10 protein-coding genes and 1 rRNA gene are annotated in these 14,070 nt (G+C 43.3%); 7 read left to right on the forward strand and 4 right to left on the reverse strand.

Annotated features, from left to right (window positions below; all coding sequences use genetic code 11):
* Positions 1-105: 105 nt before the first annotated feature.
* The 4 genes from BLS14_RS29200 to BLS14_RS29215 all read left to right on the forward strand — a co-directional run bounded on the left by BLS14_RS29200 (position 106) and on the right by BLS14_RS29215 (position 4,491).
* Positions 106-1,350, forward strand: coding sequence for an FxLYD domain-containing protein (locus tag BLS14_RS29200; RefSeq protein WP_090955293.1), 1,245 nt, complete (start codon positions 106-108; stop codon positions 1,348-1,350).
* 14 nt (positions 1,351-1,364) lie between these two features.
* Positions 1,365-2,516 (forward strand): S1C family serine protease, encoded by a 1,152-nt coding sequence (locus tag BLS14_RS29205; protein WP_090955295.1) that lies wholly within the window; start codon positions 1,365-1,367, stop codon positions 2,514-2,516.
* A 121-nt stretch (positions 2,517-2,637) separates the two neighbouring features.
* Positions 2,638-3,237, forward strand: coding sequence for a TetR/AcrR family transcriptional regulator (locus BLS14_RS29210; protein WP_063567182.1), 600 nt, complete (start codon positions 2,638-2,640; stop codon positions 3,235-3,237).
* A gap of 33 nt (positions 3,238-3,270) precedes the next feature.
* Positions 3,271-4,491, forward strand: coding sequence for an MFS transporter (locus BLS14_RS29215; RefSeq protein WP_063567173.1), 1,221 nt, complete (start codon positions 3,271-3,273; stop codon positions 4,489-4,491).
* Between the two features lie 97 nt (positions 4,492-4,588).
* Here the strand turns inward: BLS14_RS29215 and BLS14_RS29220 are convergent, their stop codons facing one another.
* The 3 genes from BLS14_RS29220 to licT form a co-directional block, all read right to left on the reverse strand.
* The gene (locus tag BLS14_RS29220; RefSeq protein WP_072735891.1) at positions 4,589-5,998 is read right to left on the reverse strand and encodes a glycoside hydrolase family 1 protein; all 1,410 of its coding nucleotides are present in this window, start codon (positions 5,996-5,998) and stop codon (positions 4,589-4,591) included.
* 53 nt (positions 5,999-6,051) lie between these two features.
* Positions 6,052-7,950: a beta-glucoside-specific PTS transporter subunit IIABC gene (locus tag BLS14_RS29225; protein ID WP_090955297.1), complete on the reverse strand. Its 1,899-nt coding sequence runs from the start codon at positions 7,948-7,950 to the stop codon at positions 6,052-6,054.
* Between the two features lie 184 nt (positions 7,951-8,134).
* The gene (licT, locus tag BLS14_RS29230; protein ID WP_063568380.1) at positions 8,135-8,995 is read right to left on the reverse strand and encodes a BglG family transcription antiterminator LicT; all 861 of its coding nucleotides are present in this window, start codon (positions 8,993-8,995) and stop codon (positions 8,135-8,137) included.
* 311 nt (positions 8,996-9,306) lie between these two features.
* Between licT and BLS14_RS29235 the strand changes: the two genes are divergently transcribed.
* Entirely contained in the window at positions 9,307-9,474 is a 168-nt protein-coding gene (locus tag BLS14_RS29235) for a DUF3934 family protein (protein WP_064506465.1), read from the forward strand.
* A gap of 186 nt (positions 9,475-9,660) precedes the next feature.
* Complete coding sequence (locus BLS14_RS29240) at positions 9,661-10,743, forward strand: hypothetical protein (protein ID WP_090811863.1); 1,083 nt, start codon at positions 9,661-9,663, stop codon at positions 10,741-10,743.
* Positions 10,744-11,053: 310 nt separating this feature from the next.
* Here BLS14_RS29240 and BLS14_RS29245 read toward each other — a convergent pair whose 3' ends face one another.
* Entirely contained in the window at positions 11,054-12,745 is a 1,692-nt protein-coding gene (locus BLS14_RS29245; RefSeq protein WP_256336741.1) for a methyl-accepting chemotaxis protein, read from the reverse strand.
* A gap of 1,137 nt (positions 12,746-13,882) precedes the next feature.
* Between BLS14_RS29245 and BLS14_RS29250 the strand changes: the two genes are divergently transcribed.
* Positions 13,883-14,070 (forward strand): 16S ribosomal RNA (locus BLS14_RS29250); the annotation flags it as partial.

The raw sequence follows: 14,070 nt of genomic DNA on the forward strand, positions 1-14,070 counted from the left end.
ATCCCAATAACATATGGTGTAATTTACCTTTTTACTATATGATAAGTGTCGATTCATGTATAAATAGCATAGTATACATACGTTCTTTTTGATGGAGGGATCAGGGTGTATTGTCACGTATGTGGGACCAAAAGCAATCCAGGGGACAGCACATGTAGAAAGTGTAGAACGAAATTAAAAGATTCAAGCTCTACAGATGAACAGATTTGGGCAGAAACAGCAGTTGGTCTGGAAAGTGGAACGGGCAAAGCATTAGATCAGTTATCCAGACAGCATCAGTCTGCACCGAAGCAGAGCAACACGGCACAAGGCCGAGCATTTAGCTGGATTATTCCACTGCTTCTGGCAGCGGTGATGGGGGCCTTGTTGACTTATTATTACAAGCAGGAGATGGGCATCAATGCGGAGGTAAAAGCACTGCATCAACAGGCGGAGCAGGCGGGCTTGGACGGAAAATATCAAGAGGCGCTTCAACTTCTGGACTCGGCTCTTGCGAAACGGCCAAATGTTGATGGACTTGTGCAGGATCGCCAAATTACAGCCAAAGCCTTCAATCTAATGAATCAGCTGAACGAAGCTGCGACAAGTTTGAAAACGGGAAAACTTGCTGCAGGTGACAAGACACTTCAGGCTGTAGCAAAAGTGTTGAAAGAGCGAGAAGAACCGGTATTTGCCAAGGTACGTACGACTCTAAACAACAACAAGGTGACACTGGCTGTCCTGAAGGTAAAGAAAGAAATCGATAGTTTGACAACCGTACAGGCACTTGCTGAGAAATTGGACACGGTATCGAAATTGAAAGGCAAGGAAGCAGAGGCGGTTCAGAAACAAATCATCGACAAGCTGGCTGGCCTTAGCTATAAGCAAGCTGAACAGCAAGTGAAGAAAAAGGATTTTACGGCTGCATTGCAAACCGTTGATCTGGGACTGTCCTACGCGCCCGAGGATGACAAATTGACAGCATATCGCGAACGGGTGCTGAGTGAGAAGAAGGCTTTTGAAAAAGCAGAAGCCGAACGAATTCAACTTGCTGAGCAACAAGCGGCAGAAGAAGACCTGAAAAACCGCACAGCAGCGGTGAGTATTGTAGACGTAGAAGCGACGCTTGATATGTATGGCGATCTGTATATAAGCGGCTCAATCGTGAATAATGCCACTCGTCCTATCTCTTCCGTGACGGTTATGCTGGACATCTACAGCTCAGACGGGGCATATCTCGGTCAAACCTATGCGGATGTGTATCCAAGCTGGCTTGATGTAGGGGATCAGGGATTTTTTGAAACGTATTATTACGGTGTGTACGAGGAAGCTGAAGTTTCTGTAGTGAACGCAACGTGGTATCTGGAATAGGAGGACAGGTTGGAATGGCCAAACGAACATGGAGTACGATTATATCCAGTGCAATTATTATTGGAGCGGGAGCAGGAGGGGTGTTCTGGATTCATCAGTATTCAGCAGATCAACTGCAGGATGGACCAAGACTGGCTGTTGTCACTACGAAAGAAACGGCAACCACAGCGTCTAAACCGTCCTCCCAGACAGCCGTGAAGAAAACACGTAAACAGATTATTGAAGAGAGTCAGAAGAAAGTGGTTACGATTGAGAGCAGCAGCGGACTGGGTTCCGGTTTTCTCTACAATGATCAGGGGGATGTGGTAACTAATGCTCACGTGGTGGAGGGGTCGAAAGAAGTAACGATTCGAACCCTGAATCATGAGGAGTATAAGGGAACCGTTATCGGGATTGGAGAAGAGACGGATGTTGCTGTCGTCAGGGTGCCTGATCTGAAAAAAGTTAAACCGCTACCTATCGCCAAATCCAAAGCGGAGACGGGTGATGAGATTCTCGCTCTGGGTAGTCCGCTGGGTCTGGAGAACACCGTAACTACAGGCATTATCAGCGGAGTTGGACGCAGCTTCGAAATTGCCCCGTATATCTATAGTAATCTGTATCAAATCTCGGCGCCTATTACACACGGCAACAGCGGTGGCCCACTGATCAGTACAGAAACCGGTGAAGTATTGGGCATTAATTCAGCCGTTGTGGAGCAGGAAGGTGGAATTGGGTTCAGCATTCCTATCACCAGTGTATTGAAGCAGGTCCAGGCATGGTCTGAGAAACCATCATCGTCTAAAACGGCGGTTCAGACGAGTGGCAGTCAGGGATCGGGAGCAGACTCAGCTTCTTTGGAAGCGGAGGGTCTGGTGACCGAATTTTATATGAACCTGAATCTGAATGACTATGTTACCGCCTATGCCTTGCTTGGCAGTGAGTGGCAGAGCGGTATAAGTTATGCCAAGTTCCGTGAAGGTTACATCAACACCAGTTATGTTACCATTGCCGAAGTTTCGTCCTCAGACAAGTCAAATGATGAAATAGAGGTCACTGCGGTTATTACAGCGGATGAACGAAAAGACAGTGAATTGGTCACCACGAAATATAAAGTTACGTATCAAGTCGGTTATGAAAATGGACAACTGAAAATACTTCATGGTCAAGGAAAAAAAGTGAAATAAAAGTTATGTAGGGAGAATGGGCACCAAGCCGATTCTCCTTTTTGATTGCTTAAGTGTGATGGTTCTGTTAAAATACAGAACGAACGTTCAGTATGCAAGAGGCGGAGTGAAATGGATGAGTATGAATAAAAAGCAAATTCAAACCGAGCAGACCAAGAAGAAACTTGCGGATGCCTCAAGAGCTCTTTTTGTGCAAAAAGGGTATAAAGCAACTTCCATTGAAGATATTGTGGCTGCGACAGGCAGCAGCAAAGGCAATATCTATTACCATTTTAAAAGTAAGGAAGGCCTCTTTCTGTATCTGATTGATGAGTGGGATCGGGAATGGGAAGAGAATTGGGCGGCCAAGGAGCATCTGTATCATACTTCTACGGAGAAGATCTACGGCTTGGCAGAACAATTAATCCTCGACGATATGAATCACCCGCTAACCAAGGCGGCAGATGAGTTTTTTACCGGGGAAAAGAAAGAAAATGATATTGAAGAACGAATATCTTTGATGTTTGAGCGGCATATTCAATTTAACAAACAATTGGTGGAACAGGGGATAGAGAGCGGAGAGTTCAAGGCAGACAACGCAGACAATCTTGCGCTCATTCTGGAAAGCACCATTATTGGACTTAGTCAGCTGTCGCGCGGAATGGAGCCAGAACAGGCTCTTGCCTTATACCGCCAGGCGGCTAGCGTATTCTTATATGGAATAGCAAAAGATAAAGCTTAAGGCAACATTTTGACAACTACGGAGGATGGAATCATGGCATTACTTACACGGAACAGGGGCGCATTGCTGCTGTTAATGTTTAATATTTTTCTCGTTTTTACAGGTATAGGTCTTGTTGTACCTATTATGCCTGCGTACATGGATCTACTGCATATCACCGGGTTCACGGTTGGTTTGCTGGTAGCAGCATTCTCCTTCACGCAGTTTCTGTTTTCTCCAGTTGCGGGCCGTTGGTCTGACATCTTGGGACGTAAAAAAATTATTGTTGGCGGCATGTTAATCTTTGCTGTATCGGAGTTTATGTTTGGTGCTGTGAATGCACCATCGCTGCTCTTCGCGGCCCGGATGCTTGGCGGAATCGGTGCAGCAATGATCTTCCCGGCAGTTATGGCGTATACCGCAGATATTACGACAGATGAAGAACGCGGTAGAGGCATGGGATTAATCAATGCGGCAATTACTACAGGATTTATTATTGGTCCGGGGATCGGCGGATATATCGCGGACTTTGGCATTCGGATTCCTTTCTATGCCGCAGGTATTGCAGGTTTGCTGGCATCCATCATTACATTGATTATTTTGCCGGAATCGACCAGAATTACCGGAGAGCAAACCAAACCTGTTGCGGGTGCAGCCAAGGTCAAAAGCCCGGGCATGGTTTCCCAGTTGCTGCATTCGTACCGGGAGCCTTACTTTTTCAGTTTGATTATCGTATTTGTCATGGCGTTTGGTCTGGCTAACTATGAGACGGTATTTTCACTGTTTGTGGATCACAAATTTGGCTTCACCACCAAGGATATTGCATTCATTATTACGTTTGGTTCCATTGCGGGAGCTGTGGTGCAGGTCTCCATGATTGGCTGGCTGTTAAACCGGTTTGGTGAGAAAAAAGTCATTTCGGTCTGCTTGCTTTTTGTAGCCGTATTTGTACTGTTGACCTTGTTTGTGAACACCTACTGGATGATTCTTGTCGTAACGTTTATCGTCTTCCTTGGTATGGATATATTGCGTCCGGCAATCAGTACGCAGATGTCCAAACTGGCGGAAGAACAGCAAGGCTTTGTGGCCGGATTGAACTCAGCCTACACAAGTTTGGGGAATATCGCAGGTCCAATTGTAGCGGGAGCACTGTTTGATGTGAATATCAACTATCCTTACGTTTCAGCAGCTGTTGTTCTGGCAATCTGTTTCCTGTTATCTCTGCGGGTGTTAAGAGGAGTTAACTCCACAGGCAACGCCAAAGCAGAAATGTAATCCTGATTTGAATATGAATGAGTGAGTGAACCAACACAAAAAGCCAGTCGGCTACACATGAACAATGTGTAAACGACTGGCTTTTTATTTTACAGTATTAACGCACTTCTCCATTGGTTTCAATCAGTTTTTGATACCAGTGGAAGCTCTGTTTGCGGATACGTCTTAATTCCTTGATATCGAATTCTTCCCGATCCACGTAGATGAATCCATAACGTTTGCTTGATCCCTGATGTGTGCTGACCAGATCAATCGCAGACCAAGGGCAGAAGCCGAATACATCTACACCGTCTGTAATAGCCAATTGAATCTGCTCGATATGTTTATTGAAAAACTCGATGCGGTAAGGGTCGTTGATCACGTCGCCTTCCTCCAGTTTATCAAATGCACCCAGACCATTCTCGGTAACGATCAATGGCAGATGATAACGGGAATAGATCTGGCGCAGCGTTGAGCGGAAACCAACGGGATCAATTTCCCAACCAAATTCAGTCTTTTGCAGATTTGGATTTACAGATCCTCTGTAAGCTCCTGGCTCCCCGACGATTTCATGCTGGTCTCCTGTATGGGAGAAGTCATTGCCATCATTCAAGCTTTCACCAACGGTCTGTGATGTATAGTAGTTAAAAGCGATAAAATCAGGGTTTCCTTGAGCCAGGATGTCCATGTCTCCATCTTCAATAACAGGGGTATATCCTTTTTCTTCGAGATAACTCCAGGCAATATGATTGTAGCGTCCATATACCGCCATATCGAGATAGAGCCAGTTGCGAATGGCAGCATAGTTATCAGCAGCGAGCGTATCTTCCGGTTTGGAGCTCGCGGGATAGATAACACCGATATTGGGAGCTGGGCCGATTTTGGCTTCAGGCAGCATCTCATGACACAGAACCATGGCTTTGGCTTGAGCGACCAGCATGTGGTGATTTTGCTGATACAGAGTTTTTTGTGGATCAACAAGTGTTGTATCCAGGGTACCCAGAGAGCCGGGGTGAAGGATTAGCATATTTTGTTCATTGATGGTCAGCCAATATTTGACCCGGTCACCGTAGTTTTCATAAAGTGTTTTGGCATATTGTTCAAAGGCATCTATCGTTGCACGGTTGGACCAGCCCCCTTTTTCTTCAAGCGCATAAGGAAGATCAAAGTGATACATGGTCACAATGGGCTCAATACCGTATTTAATCAACTCATCAATCAAGGAATCATAAAATGCCAGTCCCTTTGGATTTACTTCACCTGCTCCTTGCGGATAGATGCGAGTCCAGGCGATGGAGAAACGGTAGGCTTTGAAGCCCATTTCGGCCATCAGGGCCACATCTTCTTTGTACATATGATAGTGATCACTGGTTACCTTGAAGTCGGTTACGCCTTCCACATGATTGCCCATGTCGATGACAGAAGGGCCTTTGCCATCTTCATCCCAGGCTCCCTCAATTTGATAGGCGGAGGTTGATCCTCCCCAGAAGAAATCTTTAGGAAATGGTTTAAGTTGAGTATGCTTCATTGTTAGTTCCTCCTAAATTGAATACATATGATATAAGTTGAGTTAGACAAGAGTTAGACAACCAAAGTCAGCAGGACATCGTTTTTCTGTACATGCTCTTGAGTCGTTTCGAATACATCCACTTCCTGCTGCGTGAGAGTAACAATGACAGGAGTCACGGTTTCGTATCCGGCCTCTTTAATTTTATCGATTTCAAATTGGATCAACAGATCGCCTTGTCTAACGATATCGCCTTCCTGAACGACAGGATTGAAATGTTTTCCCTTCAGCGCCACCGTGTTAATACCAATGTGAATCAAAATCTCGGTACCTGCGTTGGTCGTTAATCCAATGGCATGTCCAGTTGGGAAGAGTGAAGTTACAACGCCATCCACGGGAGCGACGACTTCACCAATCTCAGGAACAATCGCCAATCCTTTGCCCATGGCACCTGTTGAGAAAGCAGGGTCGTTAATGGTGCTCAAGGCTACAGCTTTACCTGTAAGAGGACTATAAATTTGTTCCTTTTTGATTTCAGTTGTTTTTGTCTCAGGTACGACAGGAAGTTCTTCCGGTGTACTTTCAGTCGATGTATTGGAGACAGATTCATTTTTTTCGGAAGCTGTGTCTTTGGTTTTGCTTTCATATCCGAACATCACGGTCAATATCGCTGCTACAGCAAAGGAGAAGGCAATCGCAATCACGTAGACAACCGTTGGTGTATAGACAGGAATGGCAAATATATTGTGGAACACATAAGCAGTCATTTTAACGCCAAAGTGACCATTAATGGCACCGCCGATCGCACCTGCAATGACAACGATAGGAATCACTCGTTTATAACGCAAGATCAGACCGTATACGATCGGTTCAGTGACACCTGCAAGTAAACCGGTAAGGCTGGTGGAACCTGCAAGGGTTCGCAGGGTTTTGTTCTTTTTGGCTTTCAGGAAAATACCAAATGCTACACCGATTTGTGCAAACACAGCTGCAGCTGCCATGGCTTCAATCGGATCGCCGCCAACCCCGATATTCTGAATCGTGATTGGTGTGAAACCCCAGTGGAGTCCGAAGACAACCATGAAGGTCATGAATCCACCCAGTACAACTCCTGACAAAATGCCGCTGACACCAATAAGCCAAGTTACGCCGGAGGAGATCCAGTCACCTACCGTGGTGCCGAATGGTCCGAAGGCCATTGCGGACAAAGGAACCATAATCATCAGAGCAATCATCGGTACCAGGAACAATTGCAGATCTTTCAAAATGATTTTCTTCAGTAGTTTGTCGAGTACAGCGTAGATGCTGATCGATATGAAGATCGGGAACACGCTGGCTGAATAATTCATCATGACAACGGGTATGCCGAGGAACGATACATCCGAGCCTTTATCCATCAGTCCGGTAAAGTTCGGCTCCATCAGAGCGGCACCAATTACACCGGCTACATAAGGATTGGCTTTCAGTTTCATACCAAGTGTGATACCGAGGAAGATAGGCAAGAAATAAAAGACTGCGTTCCCGGCAGCAGATAGAATCAGGTACGTGTCACTTGTATCAGACATCCATCCAAGCATAGTCAGGACAGTCAACAAAGCTTTTAACATACCTGATCCTGCCATGGCCGGGATTAAAGGTGAGAAAATTCCGGATATAATTTCAAAAACTTTGGATAAAACCGATGTTTTTTCTCCTGTGGACTCAGCAGATGAGGAAGAATCCCCTCCAAAATCTCTGTTCTTCATGATCTCTGCATATACATGAGCCACATTGCTGCCAATGACGACCTGGAACTGTCCGCCGCTTTCGACAACGGTAATGATACCATCGTGTTTCTCGAGCGTTTCGCGTTCAGCCTTTTTCGAATCCTTCAGATCGAATCTCAGCCGGGTTGCACAGTGGACAAGACCATTGATATTGGCTTCTCCGCCGACGAGACGAACGATGTCATCCCCCATTTTTTTATGATCCATGTTCATTCTCCTTTGTTGTTAAGATTGCCTGAAAACAAAAAAATACCTAAACGAATGGCTATGATCATCGGAAAGATGACCCGTTGCCAATCATTTAGGTATCGCCTGCTTTACCAGTAACAATCCTTGTCGTTAAGTTGTGAGACCTACTATAAATGACGCCGAAATCGTTTGCAAGCTTTTTTTATTCAGCGTCCAGCATTTCGTTACGGGAAGTGACACGGTGAATATGGATCGTCAAATACACTTTTTCATCAATGGACATGGCGCTTTCAAACTTCTCTTCAAGGTATTGATTAATCAGTTGTGTACACTGAAAAGCCTTGGCATATTTGTCTTTAACCTGCTCATACAGGAAGTTATCACCCGATGCAAATTGCTCCTGTTCATTACTCAGCATTCTCTGCACAAAGTATTGCAGATGGGTAATAAACCGGGAATAATTAAATGAATTTTCATCCAGGGCGATGTGGTAATGATTGGTAACAATGTTGAAAATATCATCAATAACCTCGGTAATTTCAACCGTTTGTTTCATACCCTGACCATCTTGGCGAGCGTTGACAAAATGCATGGCAATAAAGCTGGCCTCATGCTCATCCATTTGGATGCCGAATTGTTCCTGAATCAGATCTACTGCATTCATGCCAATCCCAAATTCCTTTTTGTAAAACTTCTTGATTTGCCACAAAAGGGAATTCTTCAGTCCGACGGATTTGCGGTACCTTGTAATGGCGAATTGAATATGATCAATTAACGATATATAGATATTATCACTAAAAATATCGCCCATTTCCTTTTTGGCGTAGCCTACAATTTCGTCAGCTAATTTTAAATATTCAACCGATGTTTCACCGATCAGGTCAATCAATTTTTGTGGTATTTTATCCGATTTCAGCACAAAGGTTTTCTCGATTTTATCCTCATCCACGGGCTGCCCATTCTTCTTCTTGAAGCCCAGACCGTTGCCGATGACAACAAACTCTTGGCCTACCTGATTCTCGGCGCGAATGACGTTGTTGTTGAAAATCTGTCGGATGATCATGTATGTGTTCACCTCAATAGCTCGTAATAATAACAAAAAACCCAAACAAAGGCTTATTAGACAGCCTTTTGTTTGGGTATCGCCTGCTTACCAGTAACAATCCCGAAGAAGACACAGCTTCCTCTTTCAATTATGTCCACTATACCGCTTTCATAACAGAATAACAATACAATGATTTATGGAAATGAACGTAAAGACGTCAATTTTTGTTATAATAAGAAAGCTGGAAGTGAAGAAGATGGGCTGGGTTGCATAATAAGTTACCGAGGACGGTCATTTTTAAGCATATACAGGATTATTGGAGTGATAACATGAGCAAAGCAAAAGGAAAAGGCGGTACCGGCCGTGGTACTGGCAAAAAAGGCTGGAACCGTTGGCAAGCCGCCGCTAACCGGGCGAAAAGTGCCCCGAAGCCTTATAAAAGTAAAGGCACAAAGAATAAAACCGATGCCGAAACGCCAAGTGACAAGTCCCAGTAAGTGGGCACGAGATAAGTTGGAGAAGAGATCTGACCTGAAACAGGGCAGATCTCTTTTTTTTGGCTTGATGCGTTAAAAAAATTATGCTTAACAGAGCCTAATAAGTGATATCCAAATTGCCGATATAAATGGTAAATTACCCCTGTGTGGTGTCGATATACTACCTAGAACAAAGGAGATTTGTCATTGTCCAATAAAAGAATGATACACACAATTAATTTGTTTATGGTTGGTGTTACGCTTACTGCGTGCAGCTCTTCGTCAGGTGTTCCCAATACTCCTGCGGTCTCCAAATTTATTTCTTCGAAAAAAACGGTTAATGAAATACCTGTAACAATATTCTCTAAGAACAAGGAAGTGGAAATAACCCTCTCTTCGGATTGGAAGGTTTCAACAGAACTTATTAATCCATCACTATTGAAGTTATCGCCAGTGGATCGAACAAAGTCCATCCGAATCGACCGAGTGAACCGGGCAGACTACTTATCGGATACGTCATTGACCGATTACATGGCAATCCACAAGAAAAATATTGAATCCAAACAAGGCCCAAAGAGAAAGAAAGATGAGATCATCAGAACCAGCAATCTAACTATTGATAAAAAGGAGGCTTACGTAAAAGAAGGAAGAACCAGTTATGAGAGGAATCAATTCGGGTACATTACAGCATACCTAGAAAGTAACTACCATTTTTATATCATTACATATACATCGATGTATGAATTTACGTTAGCAGACCGGGAATTTTTCGAAAAAATGTCTCAACAATTTCGGATATTGAATGATGAACCATCAGACCTTGTCCTTTCATCGACCGATCTTACATCGCATCAGGGAAAATATTCTCAATTCCAGATCCGTACTCCATCTAATTGGGAAGTTCAAGATTTTGAATTACGGGGTTCAGATCTGGATATCTCTCTGCAGGCAAACAATGATTACATGTCGATATATCTCGAACCAAAGGAAGAATCTGATTCCGATCTAACGTTAGAGGAGTATGGACGTTATGTCGCTGAAATGTATGCTGATCCAGAGAACTCCATTCTCGTTCCAGAACGCACGTCTGTTGAAATCAATGGTTTGAAGGGGATTCAGATGGAAGGGTACCAAGTAGTAAATAAACGTAAGATTGTCCAGCTACACACCATTTTAGAAGCACAGGATCATTTTGTAGAGATCGTGTTCTATACGGGTGAGGGTCGATATGATCGGGTAAAGAAAGAGTATCAGAGATATACAAGTACCTACAAGGAAAATAAAAGGTGAAGTTATAAAGGTATAAGAGATCTGCCCACCCGATATCTGGATAAGATCTCTTAAATCTGTAATACAGTCTATTATATAGCAGCTTGAATGAAAGAAGATGGCTCCGAAACTTCAAGTGACAAGTCCGTTTAAATGGGCACGAGATAGAGTAGAGAAGGGAACTGACCTGAATACAGGGATGGTCTCTTTTTTATTTCATCGCAAGCGCATCATATTAAACGAATAACAAAAAACCAAGACGCAGGAATTACCCTCAAGCATCTCGGTTTTTTTGTTATTAACGTTCTTATTGTTTACTTGGTATTCAGCTCTATTTAGCTCTTACTTTGAAGAAGGAGATCAGTTCTTGCAATTGGCCCGATACAGCCGAAAGTTCATCAGAGGCAGCAACAATGGAGGCCATGGATGATTCCTGTTCGGCAATGGATTGCTCAATCTGTTTGCTGCTATGTGCTGCTTTGCTGACGCTCGCAGACAACTCATCCGCAGTAGCGGACATTTCCTGTGTGCTGGCGGATATTTCTTCGGTAGAACTGGAGATATCCTGAATTTGGTTAGCGACTTTGTTCGTAGCTGTCAAAATATCTTCAAAAAATTGCCCCGTCTCCATAGTGACCTGAGATCCCTTCACCACTTCTTGGGAGCCAAGCTGCATAGCTTCGGCAGATTGAAGGATATCGCGCTGAATGCCGTCAATTAAGGTACGGATTTGTTTGGCAGAATCCTGGGACTGTTCAGCGAGCTTGCGGACTTCTCCTGCGACAACCGCAAACCCTTTTCCTTCCTCACCTACACGAGCCGCCTCAATGGAAGCATTCAGGGCGAGCAAATTAGTCTGATCTGCAATTTGCGTAATCATATTTACGATGCTGCTAATTTCGTTGGAGCGGCTTTCCAGAGACTGTATCGATTCCGACGTGTGCTTCACCGCACCAGAGATCAGTCTCATCTGCTCAACCACTTGTTGCATAATCTCATGACCTGTATTGGAACGTTGTTCCATGCTTAATGCCTCATCCGCTACATCTGCAGAACTGCTGGCAATCGTCTGCACAACGGTAGACATTTCTGTCATTGCTCGGGCACTTTCCACGCTCGCCTGATCCTGGGAGCGAAGGCCGTGAGAGATGTCCCGAATATTGCTGCTGATCATCTGGATATTATCATTATTTTTCTCAGAAATATCTAGTAATTTCTTGGATGAGTCAGAGAGGTGATAGGATGTCGTTTGGACTTTGAACATCGTGTCATTGAATCGCTGAATCATCGTATTGAATTTCTCATTGATAATTCCCAGATCATCCCGTCCGGTTTGGATGGTTACATCCAGATTGCCTGCGCTTGCAGTCTCAATACCCTTCATAAGGTCACGGATTGGCTTAAGTGTTTTCTTTAATAGAATAAACTGCAGTACCATAAACAGGACCAGGAAACCGATAAGGAAAATACTACTGTATGTAATCAGCTTATGAAGTCCTTTTGGAACTGCGTTTGCATCAACGTCGAAGTAAAGTGCGGCGTACATTTTTCCTTCGGCATTTTTAATAGGGTACATAATCGTAGTCCAAGTACCGTATTCGTCCGTATAAAAGCTGCTTAATGCAGGTTCCTCGTCGTTTTTCATACCTTCAAGAGCTATAACATTTTTCTGTGGTAATGGATACATTGAACCTGCTGCCATATTGCTTTCTTCAAAAGGCCCCAACAAATTAGTAGGAATCGCAATGATGGACGTTTGATTTCCTTCCTTCAGTTCAGTGCCGAAGATATAGGCTTGTGCAATATTGGGATATAGCTCGTGGATGGAATCCAGGTAATCTCTTAATTCTTTCTGAACAGGTCCAGAATAACTTTTCTCTTTTACTGCTTCAAGTACTTTGTCTGTATCCAGATCATCAAACCATTTCTGTGTTGTAACTTCAGCCTGCTCGTACAATTGTTGACTCAGAATATTCTTTTGCAGTTGATATCCCGCAGTAATGAGGATAACCCCAATCAACATAATGCTGCCGAATGAAATAACGAGATTTTTAGCAAAGAAGGGAAGAGTACTCCACCTTATCTTATTTAACAACATAGTTCACTCCTTTTTCTAATTATGACCATCTGGATGCGTGTTCGCCCTACGTATGGTGCTTCGTATCCATGTGATATATCGTAATAGGGTTAGACTAATGTTAGTTTTTGAATGAAAATGATGCTTTAGTACCAAGGTTTTCAGAATTTTCCTCATTTCTTTCATTATTGTGTTCATTATTAAAAAATGCGCAAATCTATAACGGTAATTTCTTTGAAGATTGGGGAAATTAAATGCCAAAAGGAATAAGGTCCCTTCATTTTAAAAAGTGAATTGTGCCTAACATGTATATACATAAAGGGGAGAGGGATTTATGTTGAAGTAAAGATATGCGCATATATGAAATACATTAATACGCAAAAATGACTCTAAACGAGACTCGGCGAATACGAAAAGATCAATGAATGATATCCTATTACTGTAATGAAAGACAACAGTATATAGATGAAGCTAACTTAATAAGTAGTAACATTAATGAAGAAAAGTTTTCATGGCCCTACAAGACAAACTGTTCATTAGAGTATTAACGTTGGAATTACAGCCAGTATAGGCTATCCCATAGAACGCATAGAGCGGTTCCGTAGATTCCGTTAACTTAACAACCGCTGGAGACATTTATAATAGGAAAGTAGATCAACTAAATATATTGAGATAAAATTAATTTATAATATGGGTTGTAATTAGTATTAGAACATGATATATTATTAATCCGGCCAAGAAAACACGAGAAACACGGTGTGGCAAGGGAATGAAATAAGCTTCGAAAGAAACTTAAAAAAAGAGCTTGCAAAGTTGGTTCGGACGTGATAATATATAAGAGTTGCTGAAGAGAACAACGACGGCAACGAAAACAAGTTTGATCTTTGAAAACTGAACAACGAGTGAGTAACGATCTTGCTTGCAAGATCGACGCTGAGAAATCGGTACGAGTCTTCGGACTGTATGATTTCAAAGCAAAACAATGAGATTTTTAATCTCGTCAGTTTCAAAATGAGCTTATCGCTCTTTTCAAATACTTGAGATGATTTTCATAGCGTTTAACCACGCTACTGAAATTCATCTTTATTGGAGAGTTTGATCCTGGCTCAGGACGAACGCTGGCGGCATGCCTAATACATGCAAGTCGAGCGGACTTGAAGAGAAGCTTGCTTCTCGGATGGTTAGCGGCGGACGGGTGAGTAACACGTAGGCAACCTGCCCTCAAGTTTGGGACAACTACCGGAAACGGTAGCTAATACCGAATAGTTGTT

The sequence above is a fragment of the Paenibacillus sp. OK060 genome (assembly GCF_900101205.1).
Classification (GTDB): Bacteria; Bacillota; Bacilli; order Paenibacillales; family Paenibacillaceae; genus Paenibacillus; species Paenibacillus marchantiae.